We start from the raw sequence: 21,930 nt of genomic DNA, 5'->3' as shown, positions 1-21,930 counted from the left end.
ACAAGCGGCCGTTGTACATGCAGATCAAAAACATACTGAAGGACCGGATTCTGCACGGGCAGTATCCGCTCGACACCAACATTCCTCCCGAGCCGCGGCTCGAGGAGGAGTTCGGCGTGAGCAAGATCACGATTCGGGGCGCCATCAAGGAGCTCGTGCAGGAGGGTTATCTGGAGCCGAGCAGCGGCCGGGGGACGCGGGTGATCCGCAACACAAAGGCGGCCAAGCGCTCGACGTGGAAGAGCTTCACCGAGCTGCTCGTCGAGGAAGGCCATGCGATGCAGAAACGGCTGCTGGGCGCAGCGACTGTCCGGCACGAGCCGGGCTCCGAGCAGCTGCGTTTGTTCGGAGGCGAGAGTCTTCGGGTCGAACGGCTTTATTTGTTGGACGGGGCGCCGTATATCCACTATGCGCACCATCTGCCGGCAAGGTTGGAAAAGGCAGACCTGTCGGGGCTGGCGGAGCAGTCGTTGTACGGATTTCTGGAGGAGAACGGCATCGTGCTGGCGCGGTTCCGGGATGCGTTCGCGGTATCGGCTGCGCCTGCCGGCGTCGCCGAGCAGTTGAACTTGGCGGAGGGCACGCCGCTGCTGAAGCGCCTGCGCTACGCCTACGACGAGGCTGGCGGCGTGGTCGAGTACAGCGAGGGGTACTATAATACGGCGCTGCAGCATTATGTGGTGAATTACGACGTGTGAGCCGGGCGGTTGGACGTTGGCTTGAAGCACGGTAACAGGAGAAAGCAGGAGAAAGCTGCCGCTGCAGGCGAAGGTTGCAGGGCAGCAGAAGTACGCTGTACGCGACACGAAAGGACCGTCAAGGCAGGCTTGCCTGACGGTTTCTTGCTATAGCAAGCAGTCTAAATTTGACGGCGTTTCATGACAGGTAAGTGCGCTTTCGGCATGCGGAGCTTGTCGGACGCTTTGCCGTTCAAAAATACCTGCATCCGTACATGAATTTTCTATCGACGAACGACACTTAATAAAATGCCTGCAAATATGCATGTAAATCCAAAGCACGAGTCGGAATCGGAGTAGTCGGAGGAAAATAAATGCATTTTTGCATCAATCCTGTTTAATAGGGCCGACACTGGCGGAAATAGATGCATATCCGCAGGCATTATGACGAAAAAACCACGCATAGCGATACTCGTACTACGCTAGCCAACCTGTCGGCACGGCTGGAGAATGAGCATCGGCAGGCGTTTCGCACCACTCAACTTTCGGATATCCTCCCCTTTCAGCGAAGAATAAGCCGAAATTTTGCTATAATGGGACTATCAAACCGAGTTGGAGTGGTCGGGATGGAATTGCTTGATCCAAGGGTGGATTTTGTATTCAAGCGTATTTTCGGCAGCGAGAATAACAAGGATGTGCTGTTGGCGTTTCTCAACCAGATATTCAACAAGGCCGGGGAGCCGCCATTGACCGAGATTATCCTGATGAATCCATACACCGACAAGGACGACCCGCTCGACAAGCAATCCATCTTCGACGTTTACGCCAAGACGGCGGAGGGCAAGCTGATTGACATTGAAATGCAGCTCTTTAACAAATACGATATTGAAAAGCGGACGTTGTTCTATTGGAGCAAGCGTTATGCCGGCCAGCTTCAGGAAGGCGAGAGATATCAAGCGCTGAAGAAGTGCGTCACCATCAATATTTTGAACTATGCCTTTTTGCCGAACGGCGAGTATCATAATGTGTTCCATCTTCGCGAAGACCGGACATTGATCACGCTAAGCGACGACATCGAAGTGCATTTTCTCGAATTGACGAAGCTGGAAGACGTGATCCCTACGCAAGGCGGCTTGGAAAACTGGCTGCTTTTTCTGAAAGGCGTGGATACGACCTACTGGGAGGTGCTGAAGATGAATGAACCAGGCTTGGAAAAAGCGATGGACACGCTGCAATACTTGAGTCAAGACTCGGAGGCCCGCCGTCTGTACGAAGCTCGCCAGAAGTATCTGCATGATGAAGCGTCGATGCTTGAAGGAGCGAAGCAGGCGGGCATCAAGGAAGTCGCTAAGAACATGCTGCGGTTAAATGTAGATATCTCGCTCATTGTCCAAGCAACCGGGTTGTCGGAGCAAGAGATTCTTGCGTTACAGAGAAACCAATGACCTGGCTCACAAAAAAGCGGCCCGCGAAGGCCGCTTTTCCTGTACCATCTTTATTGCGCCGCCGCATATTCGCGAAGCAGCTTACCCGCCATCTTGTCGTTCTCCGCGACGATATGGCCCACATAATCGTTGCCGTTTCTGCGATTAAAGGCTGCGGTTAGCGAGGCGATCTCGCCGTCCAGCCAATCGAGCGTCACGACGTCGGCCGCGGCCAGCTTTTTTCTGCGCCGTTTCCGATGCCACTCGCGCAGAAACTGCCGAACCGCCATCCAATAGTGAAGCCGAATCCAGCCGTTCTTGCTCTCGAGAGCGAAATGAACCGTACGATTGTACAGCTTCTCCGCCTTGGTCAGGTCCGTCACCGTGTAGAAGGCCAGGAACAAGCCGAACTCCTCGAGATACATCGGCCCGTCCAACAGGTGAATGGACTTCTTTGCGGCAGCAATCGCCTGCTCGTATTCTTTGACCTTCAGGAGCGGCAGAATGATCTGCGCGTACGTATTTTGCGGAATGGACCTGCACCGCATCCGGCCGTCGAGAATCGGTTTCAGCGCCTGCAGCCCTTTTTTAGGGTAGCCGACCTGGAAGTGATACTTGCCGAACAGGTTCTGCTCGCAAGCCTTGCAGTCCGCCAGCGAATCCCGCGGCGCGGCGCGCCATTTCTTATAATAAGCCGCGGCTTCCGCCTGAAGGCCTTGCGACAGCAGTAGGTTGATCTTTTGCTGGTAATAGGGACGCAGGCTGAAACCGAATTGCAGGCACTTCTCCTTGAAGTCCGCATAGATCCGCTCGATCTGCGCCAGACTGAACTCGGGCATCTGCCAGAGCTCGTTCAGCACCCATTTGTAACACCAGATCAGCATATGATGGCCGTAGACGCCGGGATTTTTCTCGAACTTGGAGACGCACCAGGAAAAGACGACGAGCATCTTCTCCGGACAGCCGGCCTCGATCGCCGCGGACAGGTAGTCCATCCGGATGTCGTACGCATCTTCTTCGGTCATGTACCGGTCCGCGATGAGGATCATTTCTTCCATGACCGCGAGCTTCTGCTTGCCGTCCGGCAGACTCCAGGTCGCCCGCCTCAGCTCGTCGTATCGGTGTTTCATCGGCTCGCCTCCGTCTCCCCGTCGAGGCCCTTGTTCATGAATTGCAGCAGGGAATCGTTCATCATCCTCAGCTCGTCCGCACTCATCGGATGGTTGCCCAGCAGCAGGGCCTGCGTGTAGAAAAGCTCGATGCTCGCCTTCCGGAGCGCCGGATCGCGCGTCTGTGCCGCTTTGCGAACCATCGGATTGTTGTAGTTGAAGCAGAGCCTGGCATAAGGCTGTTCGTACATGTCATTCTTGACCACCCGCACGACTTCGCCGAAGAGCGGATTCGCTTCCTTCTCGCTCTCTTCGACAAGCCTGAAGAAGTTGGCCTCCTGGTTCGTATTGTAGAGCACAGGGATGTCGGCAGGCTCGAACCATCGGACGAGAGAACGGCAGTTGAAGCGTTCGAGGAGTCGGTCGCTATGCTCCAGCATAGGCTGCGCGGCGCGTTTGTCCTCCGCATCCAACTGCTCGAACCGTTCGGCGAAGGTGAGACTGTCGAGGATGCTGACGGTGGCGTCTTCCGCCACCGCCGGCAGTCGCCTGATCAGATCCATGTCGTGCACGTAACCGCCGTTTACGACCATCAGCTCCTGCGCTTTGGCTACGCGGGACACTTGGCGGAACTCGTCCACAGAGGCGGTGACTGCGAGGGTCGTCCGCTCCTCCAGAATTTGCGCCATCTTCATGTCGCCGTAAGAGGTCTCGAAGGTCAGGTGCCGGATAAAAAGCGCGTACAGCTCCTCGTCCTCGACGGCCATCGTCTTGATCGAAGCGCGGTGAATGAGGACGATGCGTTGGAACAGCTCGGGATCGCGCTCGCTCAGCTCGATCAGGTATTGCTTGATGCACGCGCCAAGCTCGTCCCGGACGGCGAAGAACAGGTCGTTCTCCTGAAAAGCTTCGCGGGAAGCCGTGGGGCGCAGATTCTCCGTGTTGATGATGCCGTTCACGAAAAACGCCCATGCCGGCAGGATATTGCTCATTTTGTCCGACAGCAGCATGTTTTTTAAATAAACCCGATGCTTCTTCTCGTCCTGCAGGCTGACCGCATAAGGAAGCACATGCGCGATGCCGGTGACGCCGCCGATGGCCGAATGCAGCGGGATGATATCCAGGGGCTTGGTAAAGGTCGACTGTTCGATATATTCGATCGCTTCCGGCTTGCTCAGCTTCCAGGGCTGAACCGCGTCGTTGATCCTGCGTTCGTACTTGTCTTCCCGCAGCAGGACCGGCGTCGGCAGATACGCGCCGTACTTCTCCAGCAGCTCGCTTACCCGGTAGTACTCGAAAAACTCCTCGTAATCCGGTTTCGCCTGGAGATACACCGTGGTTCCCACGGGTACCTGCCGCTTCAGTTTCTTGATCGTGTAGGTGCCGTCCGGCTTGCCCCGCCACTCCAGCGGATCCCCATCAAGCGCGGACCGCGTGATGAGCACGATCTCCGCGCTCACGACGAAGCAGGCTAGCAAGCCGACGCCGAATTGGCCGATGAAGTCGTCCGCGGCATCCGGATCCTCCCGCTTGGTCGAGCTGCCGATGCGCGCCAGGAATTGCTCGATCTCCGCTTCCGTAAGGCCGCAGCCGTTGTCGGAGAAGGACAGCGTGGACGAAGCCGGGAACAGCTCGACTTTCACGGATTCCTCGAAAACATGTCCCAGGCGCTTGCGCGCCGTGACCGCGTCCACGCCGTTCTGGAGCAGCTCGCGTACGAATACGCCGGGATCCGAGTACAGGTGGTTGGACAGCAGATCGATGACGCCTTGAAGATTGACTTGGAAGTTCATATTTTTCATCGTATACCTCGCTATAATCGTAAATAAGCTATTACCGATTTTCCCAGAAAACGGGTTGCGTGAAAAGGGCGGATGTATGGCAACGAGAAAGGGGAGTGCTTTAACAAGTATATCGGCATAAAGAAAGACTGCCGAGATGAGATTTCTCGACAGTCCGGGCTTTACGCATCGTTATTGCAGGCTTTATGCCAGCCGTTATTTCAGAAATTTTCTACCTCGCGAACCTTCCGTTTCTTCCAAGCCAGCTCGTAAATGACCGGAACGACGATGAGCGTGAGCAGGGTGGACGTGAACAATCCGCCGATGACGGTCACGGCCAGGCCGCCGGATATGAGACTGGTCGAGGAGCCGGACAAGGCGAGGGGCAAGAGCGCCAGCATCGTCGCGAACGCAGTCATCAGAATCGGTCTGAGGCGGGTCTTGCACGCTTCGACGATCGACTCGGTGACGGCCATGCCCGACTTGCGGTTTTTCTCGACGCGGTCGAGGAGCACGACGGCGTTTGTCACGACGATGCCGACGAGCATGAGCATCCCGATCATCGCGCTCATGGACAGGGCCTGGCCGGTCACCAGCAAGGCGCCGAGCGAGCCGACCGGAATGAAGATCAGCGACGACAGGATGATCAGGGGCGTGACAATGCCGCCGAACGTCATGCTCATGACGAGGAAGACGAGCCCTACCGCCGCGATCATGGCAATGCCGATGCTGGTGAAGCCTTCGCTGATCATGGCGAGCCCGCCGCCGAAGCTGAGCTCTACATCGGAAGGCAGGGCCAGGCTGCGGACGTCATCCTCCACTTTTTTGGTGATGGATGCGGGGTCGCCGCCGTCCTTGATGCTCGCGCTGATCGTCGCGTACGTCTTGCCGTCGTCGTGATTGATCGTCGCCAGCGCATTTTGCACGTCGACATTGGCAACATCCTGGAGCTTCATCGCGCCCGACATAGTCGGAACCGCGATTTGTTCGAGCTGCTCGCGGGAGCCGATCTGCCGGTCGTACGAGAGGACAACGTCCCGGCTCTGACCGTCGAGCTGATAAGTGCCGGCGTCAATCGGCTTCAACTGCTCGTTCACGGCCTGCATCACGGCCATTGCGCTGACGCCTGCATCGAGGCCTTTTTGGTTTAACGTCAGCACCCACTTTGGCGAGACGTCGTTCATATTGTTGCCGGTATCCTTCAAGTCGGCGTTCGCGAGCATCAACTGCTCCACTTGCTTGGCCGCTCGCGACAGATGGTCGACATTGTCGGAGTAAAGCGTGACATCGATGCCGCTGCCGTCGGGCAAGCCTTGCTGTTGGCCTTCCTGAATCTTGGTTGCCGCGCCTTCAACCTCTGCTGCCACCAATGCAGGCAGCTCGGCATTCGCTTGCTCCACAATCTTTTCTACGTTTGCTTTTTTCGCAAATTGAACGGTTACCGTCGCTTTATTGTTTTGCGAGAGGCCGCCGCCGAACGGATTGCCGGAGGCGCCGCCGATGCTGACCTGGTAGTTCTCTACATCCTTCAGGCCTTGAACGTAAGATTCGACCTTCTCCGCCGCTTTGTTGGTCTGCTCCAGCTGGCTCTTCGCCGGCAGCGACACTTCGATCGATGCCGTAGGCAGCGAATCGGCGGGCAGGAAGGCGACGCCGAGGACCGGGATCGTGCCGAGCGATGCGGCGAGCAGCAGCACGGACGCGGTCAAGACGAGCGCTTTACGCTTCAGCGCGCCTTGAATCAGCTTTTCGTACCAACGTGCCAGCGCGCCTTTGTCTTCCTTGTGCGGCTTGACGTTCTTGAAAAACTTGGCGCCGAGCACGGGAATCAACATGACGGCCACGAGCAAGGAAGACAGGATCGAGACGACGACCGCGATGGAGAACGGCCGGAAGAACTCGCCGATGATCCCGCTCACGAACGCCAGCGGCGCGAAGACGACGACGGTCGCGATGGTCGAGGATCCGACCGCGCCGATCACTTCCTTGGTCGCTTTGTAGGCAAGCTCCTTTCCTTTCAGCGCGCTGCCTTTTTCCTGCCGCCATCTGAATATATTCTCGATCACGACGATGCTGTCGTCCACGATGCGTCCGATGGAGACCGCGATGCCTCCCAGCGTCATGATGTTGAGGGTATAATCCATCTGGTTCAGAATCGTGATCGTGGCGAAAATCGATATCGGGAGGGAAACGATGGAGATCAGCGTCGCACGGATGTTGCGCAGGAACAGGAAGATGATGATGACGCAGAACAACGCGCCGAACGCGCCTTCGCGAACGAGCGACGATACCGACTCCTCGATCGCCTGGCCCTGGTCCTCGATCACGTGAATGTCCAGTTCGCCTTTGTCTTGATAGGTCTTCAAAACGTCTTTAACTTCGTTCGCGACATCTGCCGTGTTGGCGTCCTGGCTCTTCACGACGCCGATCACGAAGCTCGGTTTGCCGTTGTACCTGGTGATCGAATCCTGGGAAGCGACCGTAGAGATCGTCGCGATGTCCGCCAGCTTGACCTTGCCGGATGGACTAGCACCAGCACCGGCGCCGCCTGGCGCCGCTTGTCCTGCCGCTGCTTGTCCAGCCGCGCCGCCGCCAAGCTCCAGCGCGCGGATCTGCGCGAGCGAATCGACGCCGCCCACGAGCCGGACCGGGATCGTCTGCTCGTCTTCGCTCACGTTGCCGAGCGGCAGCGCGTACTGGAGCGACTGAAGCGCGCTCTGTATGGCGCCGAGCGTAATGCCGTGTTGGCCCGCCTTGTCTTTGTCGACGACGATATTGAGCTTCTCCGTCTTGGTCCCGGTCAGGGTGACCGAGCTGACGCCGTCCAGCTTCTGGAGCTTCGGCACGACTTCGGTCGCCAGCTTGGCCGCCAGCGCGTCGGACTCCGCGCCTTCTCCGTCGGAGAAGACGGCAGCCTGATAGACCGGTACGGCGCCGGCGGACAGCCGCTGGACCGTGACATTGGCGCTGCTCGGCAGCGACAGCTTGGCCAGCGCCGTCTCGACGTCTGCGGCCATCTTTTCCATATCCGTTCCGAACGGGAATTGGATGAAGAGACTTGCCGCGTTCTCTCCCGTGGAGCTCGTGAGGGAATCGTAACCCTTAAAGCCTTTTAACGTATCCTCGATCGGCTTGGTGATCTCCGACTCGATCTCTTCGGACGAAGCGCCGGGATTGATCGCCTGGATGGAAACGGCGGGCAGCTCGAGGTCCGGGAACGTCTGCTGCTTGATTTGTGTCGTGGAATAGAAGCCGTATCCCAGCACGAGTATGCACAGAATGATGACGGCAGCCCCGTTTTTAAGACTTATTCGGCTCAGAAAATTCATCTCTATTTCTCTCCTCTCCTTATCTGAGAGGAGTATACCGGCTGAATTTGTCGCCTATGTGAAGCATCGGTTACATTTTGCCGGAAGGCGGAGCCAGCGGGAGCGTAATTCGGAACGTCGTTCCTTCTCCCGGCGCGCTCGTCACTTGGATGTCCCCCTGATGCAGGCCGACGATTCGCTTAACGATCGACAGACCGATGCCGTTGCCCGGGACCGCGCTCGTGCGCGACAGATCCACCTTGTAGAACGGCTGAAAGATCGCGTCCAGCTGACCCTCGGGGATGCCGGCGCCGGTGTCCTGAACCGATACGACCGCCGTCTCGCCTTGCTGTCCCGCGACCAGACGAATCTCCCCGCACGCGTCCGTGAATTTGATCGCATTGCCGAGCAGGTTGATCCAAAGCTGATAAATGCGATCTTCGTCGGCTACGATGTCCAGCGAGGCCAGCTCCAGCTCGATTCGAAGGCTTTTCTGCGTCCATTGGGGCTCCAGGGCGATGACGGCCTTTCGCAATTGCTCGTCCAGCCGGTAAGCGCGGAGGTTGAGCTCCAGATGCTCGTATTCCAGGGAAGAGAGCTGGAGCAGATCCTCGCCAAGACGAGAGAGGCGCTCGGTCTCCTCTTCGATGATGGACAGCAGCTGCAGCCGTTTTTCCTCGTCCATCTTCTTGTGCTTGAGCGCCTTCGTGAACCCTTTGATCGAAGTGAGGGGGGATTGAATCTCGTGCGAAACGTTGGACACGAATTGCTGTCGGGTTTTCTCCAGCGCGCCAAGCTCTTGGGCCATCAGATTGAAGCTGCGCGTCAATTGTCCGATCTCGTCCTTGCGCTTCGAACGGATGACGATGCCAAAGTCGCCTTTGCTCATCCGCCGGGTCGCATCGGTCAATCGCTTGAGTGGTCTGACGATAAATACCGCCGCGATGAGGATGAAGACGCTGCCGATGATCAGGACGAACAGCAATTCGATTCGGAAGAAGTTGCCGATCAAGCGCATGAACGGACCGATTTCCGGTTCAGTAAATAAGGCAAACCGTTCGCCGCCGATCTGAAACGGAAGCCCTACGACAAAGGCATCGTCGGGCGCCTTGCCGCGATACACGCCCCCGTTCAGCACGAAGTCGATTTTCTCCGTGTCGACCGCGATTCGCTTGTCCGCCGGCATTACGTCCTTGTGCAGCATTTGACCGTTCGATCCGTAAAAATTGACAGTGGCGGTCACGGCGATTCCCTTCGCAAGCAGCTCGGAATGCTCAGGATAGGATCCGATGTAGGACTGAATGATGTCCTTGCCGTTTGCGATCATCTCGTTTTGGACATAGCCGATGATCCGCGTCTCAAATAGACGCACGATTAACAACAGCGAGAGGAAAAGGCTCACGACCACCGCGGCCAGAAAGGTAAGTACGATGCGGACGTATAGCGACTTAATCATGATAAGCCTCGAGCCGGTAACCGAGTCCGCGCAGCGTCACGATCTTGAAGTCGGCGGCGTAGTCGGCGAATCGTTCCCGCAGCCGCTTGATATGCGTGTCCACCGTCCGTTCGTCCCCGTCGTAATCCATCCCCCATATTTTTTGAATCAGCATATCCCGGGTGAATAGCTGTCCCGGGTAGCTGGCCAGCATATACAGGAGCTCGAACTCCTTCATGGGCAGCGTCGCGGTCTGTCCGACATTTTCGAAAGCTACCAGATAACTTTTTTTATCGAGCAGGACGCTTCCAAGGCGAATGGTTTGCGAAGTCGATATTCGATAGCGCTTGAGCAAGGCTTTTACCCGCATCACCATCTCCATGGGATCGAAGGGCTTGACCAGATAATCGTCGGTTCCTAATCGAAAGCCCTTGATCCGCTCGGCAGGCTCGCCTTTGGCCGTCACCATCAGGATCGGCGTATCGCCATTCTCTCTGATCAACCGGCACAGCTCCCAGCCGTCCATCTGCGGCATCATGACATCGAGCACGACGAGGTCGACCGATTGCTTCAGCATGTATGCCCAAGCCGCCGCGCCGTTCGATTGCTCCACGACCTCCATGCCCTCGTCCTCTAGGTACAGCCGGACCAGCTCCCGGATATGCGCTTCGTCGTCCACGACCATCACGGTTGTCATAAGGGCGCTCCTTTCCGTCTGCGGCTGACCGCGTTCGTTCTTTTTATCGTATCGTTTCCATTTGTACCGTATATGTACGGGGGATTACAAGTTGGACTGAAAATAAAAAAAAGCCCTGGAATCCAGGGCTTCTGTCGTTGTATTGGATGGTCGAGACGACAGGATTTGAACCTGCGACCTCTTGCTCCCGAAGCAAGCGCTCTACCAAGCTGAGCCACGTCTCGAAGATGCCGAAAATTAGCGGCAAGAAAAAGTATAGCACAGCCCGGCTCAAAAGCAAAGAACAGTTTTAGGCTTATTTTAGGTTTAAGTATGGCATATAATCTGTTATTGTTTAATTATCTGTTATATAATGAATATAACAGATAAGCGGAGGAGGATGCGGCATGTGGATGGAGATCGATCTGCAATCGGAAGTACCCATTTACACGCAGCTCGTCGATCAACTGATCGAAGGCATCGCCTCGGAGCAGTTGAAGCCAGGGGATCCGCTGCCGTCCGTACGAAGCCTGGCGGCAGACTTGGGCATTAATTTGCACACCGTGAACAAGGCTTATCAGGTCCTTAAGCAGGACGGATTTCTCCAGGTGCACCGCAAGCAGGGGGTCGTCGTACAGCCTGGCGGGATGCCGGGTACGGATGCGGCATTCCGCGCCAAGCTGGCGAGAGGCATTCGGTCGCTCGCCGCGGAAGCGGCGGTACGCGGGATGTCGGAGACGGAGTTCGCCGAGCAGAGCGCTGCCGTCTACAGGCAGTTGACGACGAAGGGAGAGGATGCGAAGTGAACGCGACGCAAACGGAATGGCTGGTTATGGGCGTCCTAGACGTCTTGATCTCGTTGACGATGATCGGGGCTGTGTTTCTGTCGCCGAAGCATTTGCTGTTCGGCCTGTACGTACCCGAGGCGGATCGCGGCAGCGCGGAGGTCGGGCGCATCCGCGGCCGGCACTATGGAGCGATGATCGCAGTTTGGGTGCTCGGTACTGTCGTTGGCGCCGTCGCCGGTCTTTGGAGCGGCGGCGGAACGGGCGGGAGCCCCGAGACAGCGATCGGGACGGCGCTGATCATCCAAATCGGCGGGCTGATCCCGGTCTGGCGCTCGGGACGCCGGCAAGCGCTGCGTTTGAAGCAAGCCCGGAACTGGAGCGCGGAAAAGCCGTCCAAGATCGTCATCGACCTGCTGTTCCGCCAGCGTCAACGGCTTGTGGGCAACGGCTGGTTTCTGGTCCAGCTGGCGATCGTCGTCGCATGCGTCGTTTCGGCCATTCTGCATTGGGATGTCATCCCGGACCCGGTGCCGACGCACTTCGGAATTACCGGAGAGGCAGACGAGTATTCTCCCAAGGGCTTTGGCGCCGTGTTTATGCTGAATATCGTCCAGCTCGGCTTGATCGGCGTATTCGTGTTGGTCAATATGACCATTCGCCAAGCGCGGCAGCAGCTTGATCCCGCGCGCCCGGAAGCGTCGAGAGAGAAACAATTGAAATTCAGAAAGGCGAACTCGGTGTTCATTTACGCGCTCTCGCTGTTCGTTATCGTGATGCTCGGCCTGGGCCAATCCGTGACGCTATACGGCTGGCCGGCCAACCGCCTGAGCCCGGCGATGCTGGGACTGCCCGCGCTGCTCATCCTGGCGGTCTTCGGCTTCGTCTGGTACGTGACGAGACACGGCCTCGACGAGTCGACGGGTGACCCGCACGTTCAGGAGGACGAAGCGTGGCGCGGCGGAGTTTTCTATTACAACAAGGCGGACCCGGCCCTTATGGTGGAAAAAAGATACGGCGTCGGCTGGACGATCAACTTCGCCCACCCGCTCGGCATCCTTATTTTTGCGGGGATGCTGCTTGTGCCGATCGCGATCGTCGTGCTGGCGGCGATCTTCGCCTGACGACGAGCTTCACCGGACGAAAGCCCGGCTCCAGCTAGCCGGCAAGGCCGATGGCGATGGCCGGCGATTTTGCGGGATCGAGGGCGCCCATCAGCTTCAGCAGATTCGGCTCGGACATGGCGATGCAGCCGGCAGTCGGCTTGTCCGCTCCTCGCCACAGATGAAGGAAGATGGCGCTGCCGCGGCCGGGCACGATCGGCTCGTCGTTGTAGCGTACGACGACTGCATATTTGTAGAGCGGCTGATAGAGACGCTCGTAGGAGTGCCACTTGCGGTCTGGATTGCCGCCATAGGCGACCCATCGGTTGTAGTCGGCCGACGTCGGGTCGTCGACCCAGTAGTCCTGCTTGGTCGTCTGCTTGTAAGCGAGCTTGAGCCCCTTCGGCTTGCTCGCCGTGCCGAACGCTTCGCCCAGCGGATATACGCCGGAGGGCGTGCGGCCGTCGCCTTCCTTCGTCTTCGCGATGCCGTTTTTGCCGAGCGCGACGGGAATGCCCGACAGGACGACGGTCCATCCGCCGTCCGGCCGCTTCTCGCGCAGCGAGAGAACGCCGGTGTGCGCCCGAAGGGACTTGGCTTCGACGACGACGACCTGCTCTGCGCCGAGCACGCCGGCCTTGTAGGGCCAGGAGGCCATAAAACTGGCGGCGGCAGCATGGGCGGGAACCAGGGACAGCGCCGGTATCAGCGCAAGAATGAACGATGCGGCGATCATAGCGTAGATATGCGGGTATGTATGTCGGCTGTGCGGGCTACGCCTATTCATGAAGCATTCCCCCTTTTCTATAAGCGTACCTCGGGACGCGGTTAGCGAATCGCGAGGCGTCTTGGTAGTATGCCGCTGGAGGGATGTTAACAAGACATGAGCGTACCGGCATATGCGCGGCTCCCACGAGAGATCTCGTCGATGTGCTTCTCTGCGACAGTACTTTTGTGGTTCCCCCGGGTGATCTCGCGCATGTGCTTTCCCGCGACAGTACTTTAGCGGTTTCACGTGCGGTCTCGTGCATGTGCTTTCCAATGACAGTACTTTCGCGTTTCCGCGTGCGGTCTCGTGCATGTGCTTTCCAATGACAGTACTTTCGCGTTTCCGCGTGCGGTCTCGTGCATGTGCTTTCCAACGACAGTACTTTCCCGGTTCCGCGTGCGGTCTCGTGCATGTGCTTTCCAACGACAGTACTTTCCCGGTTCCGCGTGCAGTCTCGCGCATGTACTTTCCTGCGACAGTACTTTCTCGGCCTCCATCACCTTCGACCCGGTGTTTTACCTCGCCCGCTTCCAAAATCCGTACCGGCGGTTCACACTATAGATTAAAAAAGCCTGCGGCAACCGCCGCAGGCCTCGTTCTGTTGTCCTGTTTTACTAATATTCGCCTAGCGCCTACCTCCAGCCTGACCCGGGGGGATAGGGAACCGCCGCAGCTCCCTGCTGCGGCATGACGCTCTGGGGCATGACGCCCGGCATCGTGCCCGGATACATCGGGCCTGGCGAGGCCGCGCCTTGCACCGCCGCATGCGGATAGCCGGCCTGCGCGGACGCGCCCTGCACTGCGCCGGTTGCGGGGGAGCAGCCGGGTGGCGGGCCAAGGATGACCGGCTTCTGGATCGGGGCTACCGCTTGCGCATAGGCTGTGGGATTTACGCAGTATGCGCGGGCCGCGACTTCCGGCGGCAGCGTCCGCAAGAAATCTCCCGCGTACACGATATCAGGCGTCGGGACGTCGAAAATCGTCAGCAGGTGCGTATGGTCGGTCAACGCCACCAGCCAGTGGAACCAGCCGAGCGGGAACTGCGAGACTTGGCCGGGCTTGAGCCGATAAGTCATGAGCTGCTGGGTGAACGGATTAAAGACGGAGGTCTGGATCTCGCCGCTGATCAGGAAGACGAGTTCAGTGGCGTTGGTGTGCCAGTGCGGCGAGACCACGACGCCCTGGCTCATATAAATATTGAAAAATCCGGTTCTGACGGCAGGCAGTTGATCGGCGAACAGCTGCGTGATGACGTTTTGATCGTTCTTGGCGTAATTGACCTTCTGGGTCGAGTCGGCAGACAGGTTCAGGGACGGCGATTGAAGCACGGCCGTCTGAGGCGCCGACGTCTGGAGCACTGTCGATTCGGCGTAAGACATCTATCATACCTCCTGCATAGGCGATTCAAATCGCATCGCAGAAGTATATGAGGCAGACGAACACGGCAGTCCGACATTTTATTCCGAAAAACTCGTCCAGCGATCGATAAAATTCGAGCTTGTCCAGTTCAGTCGTCCGTGCGTTGCGCGATTCCGTCCTCGCTGGTCAATCCCGCCCGAACCGTCCGCAGCAGTTCTTCCTGATTGTCTGGATGGCAGGCAATTAGGTACGGTTCCTTTTGCATGCCCGTAATCGGCCTTCCCTCGAAGTCTACGACGACGCCTCCGGCCTCTTTTACCATCAATATGCCCGAATACAGATCGTCGCCTTCGGAGTTGTAAAGCACGATGCCGTCGATGTCGCCTTTGGCGAGCATGCACCACTGCAGCGTCGGCGCCCACAGCCGCATCATTCGCTTGAAACTGACGTCTAGAAGATGGCGCAGCCGGACCGCGCGCGGGTCGTTGCGAACGGCGTGGCCCTGTATCCATCCGATGTTGGCTTTGGCGAGACGCGCGGCCGGCTTGAGGTGCATCGGCTTCTCGTTGACGAAGGCGCCTTCGCCGGCGGCCGAGACGAACAGCCTGTCGGTGATCGGCTCGTAGATGACGCCCAGTACGGGCTCGCGCTTGTACATGAGCGTGATCGACGTCGTGAAGACGGGCAGGCCGATCGCGAAGTTGTTCGTGCCGTCCAGCGGGTCGACGAGCCACAGCCAATCGCTCTCTCCGCCGAGACTCCCCGCTTCCTCGCTATGGATGGCATGGTCCGGGAATACCGCTTGAATCCCCGCAAGGATGACTGCTTCCGCCATATGATCGACTTCTGTGACGACGTCCCCGTGTTCGTCCTTGTCCGTCAGTTCCGCGATATCGTCGAATCGCTCCAGCGCTATGGCTCCCGCCTGCCGGATGAGTTGCTCTGCCAGTGTTTTTGCTTGATTAATGACGCTTGGATCCATAAGACACCCCGGTTAGAATGGATATAGTAGAATTAAATTTAGCTAAATGACCGAGACCAATCAATCCTGCAGGAGGTCAACGATGCAAACCTTTTTCCGATACAACTGGATCGTACGCGAGCAATGGTACCAATGGTGCGAAGGCGTGCCCAGCGAGGAGCTGTTGAAGGCACGTACGGGCGGCGTCGGCAGCATACTGAAGACCCTGTTCCACATCGCGGACGTGGAGTACAGCTGGATTCAATTCATGCTGGGCGGGCCGGATTTCCAGGATTCGTTCGAAATGTACGGCTCGCTCGATCAAGTCCGGACGCTGGACCGCAGGCTGCGGCACGACGTCGAGGCGTTCGTAACGGCATGGGATTCGTCAATGGAGACGCGGCCGCTGTACGACGTGCGTCCGGACGGCACCTCGGAGGTCCATGCTTGGGGCGAAGTGATGCGCCACGTCATCGCGCACGAGATTCACCATATCGGGCAGTTGTCCGTATGGGCCAGGGAGATCGGACGCGCACCGGTATCGGCCAATCTGATCCGCAAGGGATTGATCAAGCCGTCGGTCTAAACGAATCTGCCCTTTTCACGGCATCTCGATATATTCCGATACACCCGACCGAAGCGTCTCGATCAATTCCTCGTCCATATATCCGTATTCGTCGGGAATACCGAGGCAGACGATCCGCTTCCCCTGCAGCATGTGCGGAAACTTTTCTTGCAGCCGCCGCACATGCTTCTTTTCCATCGCGAAGATCAGGTCCGCCCAACCGATATGGCCCTCGTCCACTTTTATCCGCGCGGCATCCTCCGTCCCTGCGGATCGAACCTGATAACCCTCGAGCGCATTGAGAATATGCTCGGCCGTAAGGCTTCTCCACTTGTTGCGGCTGCACACGAACAGTAGTTTCATAACTTGCGACCAACCCTCATTTCTTCGGCACGACCTTCGTTACGCGCCCGATGACCTGATCTCTTCGGATCGGTCCATACATTCGACTATCCAGGCTGTTGTCGATATTATCGCCTAGCATGTACAATTCGTTCTCGCCGAGCGTGATCTCCGGCTTGACGACACTGTCAGGCATAAAATCGGTTTTGTACAGCAACCGATCGTTGACGTATACGCCCGCTTCTTTGGCTTCGATCCTGTCGCCCGCCACGCCGATTACGCGCTTGCAATACTCCTTTCCGTTGACCTTGATAATCAGCAGATCGTTGACCTTGATTTCCTCGGATAAGTCCGTGCTGACGAGCATCTTGTCCCCATCGTTCAGGGTGGGGGACATGGAGTTGCCGTCCGCCACGTAGGACTTCAGGGAAAGGGGCGAGGTACACCCGCCAACAGCCACCGCGAGCACCAGTATCAGGAGATACAGCCACTTTTTCATTTCCAAGCCCCCTCAGCAGCCTACTGAATATTAAAGGTGTCCAGGATCTTATCAAACTCCTTCATATCTGCCGCGGTGTATCTCGTCTTATCCACGAAAAACGCCAGGGTGACGAATTCGTCGCCGTTCCGAACGATGACCAGCCGGCCGACGGAATCGCTCATGGTATAGTCGTAGAGCAGCGCATCGGCTCCGTCGAGCTGAATGGCGCGCGCATTGTCCGTCTTCAGATAGTTGAACTGATCCTTCAGCGCCTCCTTGGCATACGCCTCCAGCGTGGTATCCTTCGATGTCTCAAGCGAGAAGTCGATCCCCATGTAGGAATTGCTGTACATCTGCCGCGTTTCCGTGACGACGGACGGATGCCAGTTTCCGTTGATAACTATTTGATACATATGAGGCGCATAACGCTGGTGGAGGTTCAGATAGCGGGGGCCGCCCATCTTCAGCGTGTTGTTGCTCTTGTCGTACTCGAAGGCTTCGTTCAGTCCGAAGTAAGACAATAGCGACTTGGCGGGCAAGTACAGGGTGCCGTCGTAATTTAGCGCCTTGACCGGCTCTGCCGTCTGACCGTTCAATTCCACCTTTAACGCGGGGAAAAGGTAGGCCTTAACGGTCTGGTACTGCGAAGCGGCCAAGATGCCGGCTGCATTGCCCAGCAGAAAGACAGCTGCGACGATCGGAACGATGATTTTTTTCTTCATGGTCTCGCTTCCTCTCTCGGTATCGTTTGAGTATTTCAGCACAAATTTACCTGTTTTATACAAATGTAAAACTAGCATAACGCATATCCTTGCGCGCGGGAACGGGCCGGATTCAATTAAATCACAACAATTCCCAAAAGGAACAGTCGCCCGGGCAAGCGTTTCGAACATTGTGCAGTAACGGCGCGGACATTCTTCCCGCATGATAGAGACGACGGCTCCCGGGAGTCCGTACATATCGCGCGAAGGAGAGGAATTAAGCAATGAAGCTTCATCCTTCCACCAAAAATGCCTCAAGAAAGGCATCCACAAGAACGGCCATCGGACTCGGCTTGTCGTTGGTACTGGCATGGACGGCGGTCCCGCTGTCCGCCGGCGCGGCAGGTCCGGCTACGCTATCGGTTGCGGACTACGGGGCCAGCGGCTCTGACACGCTCGACGACCGTGCGGGCATTCAGGCGGCGGTCGACGCGGCTTCGGCCGGGGATACGGTGCTGATCCCGAACGGGACTTATTATCTCGGCGGCACGGTGAGGGGCAAGTCCGGCGTGACGATTCGCGGCCAGTCCCAGGGCGGGACGGTCGTGAAGTACGTGGACAGCGCGGATACTTATATGTTTTATCTGAACAACGTGACGGGCGCTTCCGTGAAAAATATGACGCTCGACGGCAATAACAGCACGGTCGCGATGTCGGCGGCGGTGTCCGAGGGGGGCAGCGGCAACGAGCTGAGCGGTCTGGTCGTCAAAGACTTCGCGGCGACCGACGGCTTCGGGCCGCATGCGCTGTATGCGGTGGGCTCGCCGAAGGTCCGCATCGCGGACAACAAGATAGCGAACATCGGCATCGGCTCCATCTGGGGCGCCGGCGTCCGCGCAGGCTGGGGCTCGTCGGACGCCCTGATCGAGCGCAATGTCATCTCCAATACCGGACGCGGCGGCATCTTCGTGAACGACGGCAGCCCGGGCGCGGTCGTCCGCGGCAACAAGATCACGGGATCGGGGCTCAAGGAGCACGGCCTGTCCATCGAGCTGCACACGAGCGTGGACAATTCGATCATTGAGGATAATCAGGTCGACTTCTGGATCAGCGCCGTCCGCTCCAAGACAATCGCCGTTCGGCGCAACGTCGTGCACCCGACCGACGGCCGCGTCGGTTCGATCGGCCTCGAGATCATGGCGGACAACGCGGTCACGACGGACAACGTGGTGGACGGGGGTCAGCAGGTCGGCATCCAGCAGTCGCCGGGAACAGGGCATCAGCTGTGGGGCTACAACGTCGTCAAAAACATGGTCATGTGGGGCATGCAGCTGCAGGGCGCGGGGTCTGGCGAGACCGAGCAGTATCAATACTTTTACCGCAACAGCTTCATCGACACGCAGCTCGGCAATCCGAAGGCCGCTTACCCCGGCTACGAGGGCAACGGCGTCCGCATCCACGGCAATGCGCAAAATCTGACGTTCGACAGCAATCTGATCGCAAGCAACGGCCGCAAGGGGATCGAGATCACGGACGCGCCTGGCGTCGACCGGCTCAGCTTTACGAAAAATATCATCTACGGCAACAAGGATGTGGCCATCGACCCGTATCCGGCTGCGGCGCAGCACCTGGAGTGGGCGAACAACGTTGTGTACGGCAACAAGAGCAACGCGCAGCCGGCTTCGCGCGGGTTTGCCGACGCCAAGCCGACCGCCGACTTCGACAGCCCGCTGTTGGTGCGCGTAGGCGAGCCGGCGACGTTCGTCAGCAAGTCGACGGACAACGGGTCGATCGCGACATACCTGTGGGATTTCGGCACGGGACTGCCGAGCGCCGCTATCCGTCCGACCTTCGTCTACGATCTGCCCGGCGCGTACCGGGTGACGCTTGTCGTCTGGGACAACGAGGGGCGCGCGAGCCTGAAGGAGAAGGTCATCCTCGTCCGGCCCGGCGCGCCGGACACCAAGAAGCCGAACGCGCCGACCAACCTGGCCGTCGCGTCCAAGACCGATGAAGCCGTCCGTCTGACCTGGAGCGCGGCCTCCGACAATGTCGGCGTCGTCGCCTACGACGTCTATCGCGACGGCACACTGGCCGGCTCTACGGCGCCCGGCGAGATCGCCTTCACCGCGAGAGGACTCTCGCCTGCCACGGCGTACAGCTTCACGGTCCGCGCGCGCGATGCCGCGGGCAACGTCTCCGACGCAAGCGCGCCGCTCGCCGTGACGACGGAACTGCCGGACGCCGAAGCGCCGACGGCGCCGACGGGTCTCGCGGTGACCGCAGTCACCGGCACGAGCGCGAGCCTTTCCTGGACGGTCTCCACGGATAACAAGGCGGTCACGGGCTACGAAATCTACCGCGGCAGCGCGTTGGTCGGCACGACGACGGGCGCGGCAGCCACCTCGTACACCGCGGAAGGCCTTCTCCCGGGCACGTCGCAGACGTTCACCGTCAAGGCGAGGGATGCCGCTGGCAACCGCTCGGCCGCCAGCGACCCGGCCGTCGCCGCGCTGGCGCCGCCTGCGTCTTCGACCGTGTATCTCAGCGACTACGCCTGGGATTCCGGCACGGCCGGCTGGGGCAACATCCAGCGCGACAAGTCTTCCGACGGCAAGCCGATCACGCTGAACGAAGTCGTCTACGCCAAGGGACTAGGCACGCACGCCGCCTCCGAGATCGTCTATACGCTAGGCGGTGCCTACGCACGGTTCCAGGCGGCGGTCGGCGTCGACGACGAGACCTACGGCAACGGCGACGTCAGCTTCGAGGTATGGCTGGACGGCGTGAAGGCGTTCGACAGCGGCGTCATGACGGCGACCTCCGAGACGCAGCTGATCGACCTCGACATCGGCGGCGCAAACGAGCTGAAGCTCGTCGTCACGAACGGCGTCGCCGGCGGCGACTGGGATCACGCGGATTGGGGTGACGCGCGGATCGTTTATCCGGAGGCTTAGACCGGCGGAATAGGCCGTTCGGGTTTACAACCGTCGCTTCGTCGTTTATGATAGATAGTAACTGCATATCGGGATTTACCGGAGGAGCCTGCCATTTGGTGGGCTTCTCTTTGCTTTTTTCGGCCTCTCCAAATGGGAATGAAGGGCATACGCCGGGCGGTTGCGGACATCCTATTTCCATCAAATGTATGAGGGAGGGCCTTATGGAGCAACAAGCATTTTGGGCAATCGGCATCTTTCTAGTCATCTATGCGCTTATTATCTCGGAGAAGATCCATCGGACGATCGTGGCCATGATCGGGGGACTGCTCATGGTCGTCCTCGGCATCGTCGATCAGGAGACGGCGATCCATCATATTGACTTCAACACGCTTGGGCTGTTAATCGGCATGATGATCATCGTGAGCACGACGGCCGAGACGGGGGTATTCAAGTATATCGCGGTGCTGGCGGCCAAGAAGGCGAAAGGAGAGCCGGTCCGTATCCTGATCCTGCTGTCGCTCATTACAGCGGTCGGATCAGCCTTCCTGGACAACGTGACGACGGTGCTGCTCATGGTGCCCGTGACGTTTAGCATCACGCGGCAGCTGCGCGTCAACCCGGTGCCGTTCCTGGTGACGCAGATTATCGCATCCAACGTCGGCGGCACGGCGACCCTGATCGGCGACCCGCCGAACATCATGATCGGCAGCGCCGTTAAGGAATTGACGTTCATGGCGTTCATTAACAATCTAGCGCCTGTCGCCGTTGTCGTCATGGCCGTCTATATCCCGCTCTTCGTATGGATGTTTCGCAAAAAGATCCAAACGACCGACGAACTGAAGCGCAGCGTCATGGAGATGGACGAAAAGGAGTTGATCTCCGATCCGAAGCTGCTGCGCAAGTGTCTGATCGTGCTGGGACTGACGCTGGTCGGCTTTTTCACCCACCAGCTGTTCCATCTCGAGTCCGCCACCGTCGCCTTGGCGGGCGCCTTCCTGCTGCTGCTGCTTACTGGCGAGCATATGATGGAGCAGGCGTTCACGAAGGTCGAGTGGATGACGATCTTCTTCTTCGTCGGCTTGTTCGCGCTCGTATCCGGCCTGATCGAGACGGGCGTCATCGCCGAGCTCGCGAAGCGGGCGATTGATCTGACTGGAGGCGACCTGGTCGCGACGTCTTTGCTTATCCTGTGGCTGAGCGCGATCGCTTCCGCGTTCCTGGATAATATTCCGTTCGTCGCTACGATGATCCCGATGATCCAGGAGATGGGCAACATGGGCGTCAGCAACCTCGAGCCGCTCTGGTGGAGCCTGGCGCTGGGCGCGTGCCTGGGCGGCAACGGATCGCTCATTGGCGCGAGCGCCAACCTGATCGTCGCAGGCATGGCGGGGAAAGAAGGCTATCCGATCCGGTTCGTTCAGTTTCTGAAGATCGGATTCCCGCTGATGCTGCTGTCCATCGTCATCGCAAGCGCGTACGTCTATCTTCGCTATTTAATCTAGGTTCAGGGGGCAT

General features: G+C 58.4%; 18 protein-coding genes and 1 tRNA gene. 7 read left to right on the top strand and 12 right to left on the bottom strand.

The genetic code is table 11. The features are described from left to right. Positions 1-17: 17 nt before the first annotated feature. Positions 18-698: a GntR family transcriptional regulator gene (locus tag KB449_RS30565; RefSeq protein WP_282911972.1), complete on the top strand. Its 681-nt coding sequence runs from the start codon at positions 18-20 to the stop codon at positions 696-698. A gap of 605 nt (positions 699-1,303) precedes the next feature. After that, positions 1,304-2,122: an Rpn family recombination-promoting nuclease/putative transposase gene (locus KB449_RS30560; protein WP_282912944.1), complete on the top strand. Its 819-nt coding sequence runs from the start codon at positions 1,304-1,306 to the stop codon at positions 2,120-2,122. A 50-nt stretch (positions 2,123-2,172) separates the two neighbouring features. On the opposite strand, the gene KB449_RS30555 is transcribed toward KB449_RS30560, so the two are convergent. From KB449_RS30555 to KB449_RS30530, 6 genes are all read right to left on the bottom strand, one after another. Further along, entirely contained in the window at positions 2,173-3,231 is a 1,059-nt protein-coding gene (locus KB449_RS30555) for a hypothetical protein (RefSeq protein ID WP_282911971.1), read from the bottom strand. Next, positions 3,228-5,012, bottom strand: a complete 1,785-nt coding sequence (locus tag KB449_RS30550; RefSeq protein WP_282911970.1) for an HSP90 family protein — start codon at positions 5,010-5,012, stop codon at positions 3,228-3,230. Before KB449_RS30550 ends, KB449_RS30555 begins: the two co-directional genes overlap by 4 nt. Positions 5,013-5,212: 200 nt before the next feature. Next, positions 5,213-8,320 carry an efflux RND transporter permease subunit gene (locus KB449_RS30545; RefSeq protein ID WP_282911969.1) on the bottom strand — a complete coding sequence of 1,036 codons (3,108 nt, stop codon included), beginning with the start codon at positions 8,318-8,320 and terminating at the stop codon, positions 5,213-5,215. 70 nt (positions 8,321-8,390) lie between these two features. Further along, positions 8,391-9,755: a sensor histidine kinase gene (locus KB449_RS30540; RefSeq protein ID WP_282911968.1), complete on the bottom strand. Its 1,365-nt coding sequence runs from the start codon at positions 9,753-9,755 to the stop codon at positions 8,391-8,393. Next, positions 9,748-10,431 (bottom strand): response regulator transcription factor, encoded by a 684-nt coding sequence (locus KB449_RS30535; RefSeq protein WP_282911967.1) that lies wholly within the window; start codon positions 10,429-10,431, stop codon positions 9,748-9,750. Before KB449_RS30535 ends, KB449_RS30540 begins: the two co-directional genes overlap by 8 nt. A 147-nt stretch (positions 10,432-10,578) precedes the next feature. After that, a tRNA-Pro gene (locus tag KB449_RS30530) sits at positions 10,579-10,655 on the bottom strand. Between the two features lie 162 nt (positions 10,656-10,817). Between KB449_RS30530 and KB449_RS30525 the strand changes: the two genes are divergently transcribed. Together KB449_RS30525 and KB449_RS30520 are read left to right on the top strand one after the other, a co-directional pair. After that, on the top strand, positions 10,818-11,216 hold the full coding sequence (locus KB449_RS30525) for a GntR family transcriptional regulator (RefSeq protein ID WP_282911966.1): 399 nt from the start codon (positions 10,818-10,820) through the stop codon (positions 11,214-11,216). Continuing rightward, positions 11,213-12,319: a DUF1648 domain-containing protein gene (locus tag KB449_RS30520; RefSeq protein ID WP_282911965.1), complete on the top strand. Its 1,107-nt coding sequence runs from the start codon at positions 11,213-11,215 to the stop codon at positions 12,317-12,319. The genes KB449_RS30525 and KB449_RS30520 overlap by 4 nt, the downstream gene beginning before the upstream one ends. 34 nt (positions 12,320-12,353) lie before the next feature. Here KB449_RS30520 and KB449_RS30515 read toward each other — a convergent pair whose 3' ends face one another. From KB449_RS30515 to KB449_RS30505, 3 genes are all read right to left on the bottom strand, one after another. Continuing rightward, positions 12,354-13,085: a L,D-transpeptidase family protein gene (locus KB449_RS30515; RefSeq protein ID WP_282911964.1), complete on the bottom strand. Its 732-nt coding sequence runs from the start codon at positions 13,083-13,085 to the stop codon at positions 12,354-12,356. A 614-nt stretch (positions 13,086-13,699) separates the two neighbouring features. Beyond that, positions 13,700-14,446 (bottom strand): cupin domain-containing protein, encoded by a 747-nt coding sequence (locus tag KB449_RS30510; protein WP_282911963.1) that lies wholly within the window; start codon positions 14,444-14,446, stop codon positions 13,700-13,702. Between the two features lie 128 nt (positions 14,447-14,574). Continuing rightward, a complete protein-coding gene (locus KB449_RS30505) occupies positions 14,575-15,408 on the bottom strand; it encodes an inositol monophosphatase family protein (RefSeq protein ID WP_282911962.1) in 834 nt (277 codons plus the stop codon). Between the two features lie 82 nt (positions 15,409-15,490). Between KB449_RS30505 and KB449_RS30500 the strand changes: the two genes are divergently transcribed. After that, positions 15,491-15,973, top strand: coding sequence for a DinB family protein (locus KB449_RS30500; protein ID WP_282911961.1), 483 nt, complete (start codon positions 15,491-15,493; stop codon positions 15,971-15,973). Positions 15,974-15,988: 15 nt separating this feature from the next. On the opposite strand, the gene KB449_RS30495 is transcribed toward KB449_RS30500, so the two are convergent. The 3 genes from KB449_RS30495 to KB449_RS30485 are packed head-to-tail and all read right to left on the bottom strand — an operon-like array spanning position 15,989 to position 17,497. Continuing rightward, on the bottom strand, positions 15,989-16,315 hold the full coding sequence (locus KB449_RS30495; RefSeq protein ID WP_282911960.1) for a low molecular weight protein tyrosine phosphatase family protein: 327 nt from the start codon (positions 16,313-16,315) through the stop codon (positions 15,989-15,991). Between the two features lie 16 nt (positions 16,316-16,331). Continuing rightward, positions 16,332-16,793 carry a signal peptidase I gene (lepB, locus tag KB449_RS30490; protein WP_282911959.1) on the bottom strand — a complete coding sequence of 154 codons (462 nt, stop codon included), beginning with the start codon at positions 16,791-16,793 and terminating at the stop codon, positions 16,332-16,334. A gap of 20 nt (positions 16,794-16,813) precedes the next feature. Beyond that, positions 16,814-17,497: a hypothetical protein gene (locus KB449_RS30485; protein WP_282911958.1), complete on the bottom strand. Its 684-nt coding sequence runs from the start codon at positions 17,495-17,497 to the stop codon at positions 16,814-16,816. A 263-nt stretch (positions 17,498-17,760) separates the two neighbouring features. Between KB449_RS30485 and KB449_RS30480 the strand changes: the two genes are divergently transcribed. Further along, the gene (locus KB449_RS30480; RefSeq protein WP_282911957.1) at positions 17,761-20,433 is read left to right on the top strand and encodes an NPCBM/NEW2 domain-containing protein; all 2,673 of its coding nucleotides are present in this window, start codon (positions 17,761-17,763) and stop codon (positions 20,431-20,433) included. Between the two features lie 203 nt (positions 20,434-20,636). Beyond that, entirely contained in the window at positions 20,637-21,917 is a 1,281-nt protein-coding gene (locus KB449_RS30475) for an ArsB/NhaD family transporter (protein WP_282911956.1), read from the top strand. The last annotated feature ends 13 nt before the right edge of the window (positions 21,918-21,930 follow it).

Origin of the sequence: Cohnella hashimotonis (genome assembly GCF_030014955.1) — a bacterium.
In the GTDB taxonomy this organism is placed as follows: domain Bacteria; phylum Bacillota; class Bacilli; order Paenibacillales; family Paenibacillaceae; genus Cohnella; species Cohnella hashimotonis.
The sequence above is the reverse complement of the archived record's forward strand: the minus strand, read 5'-3'. Positions and strand labels throughout refer to the sequence as shown.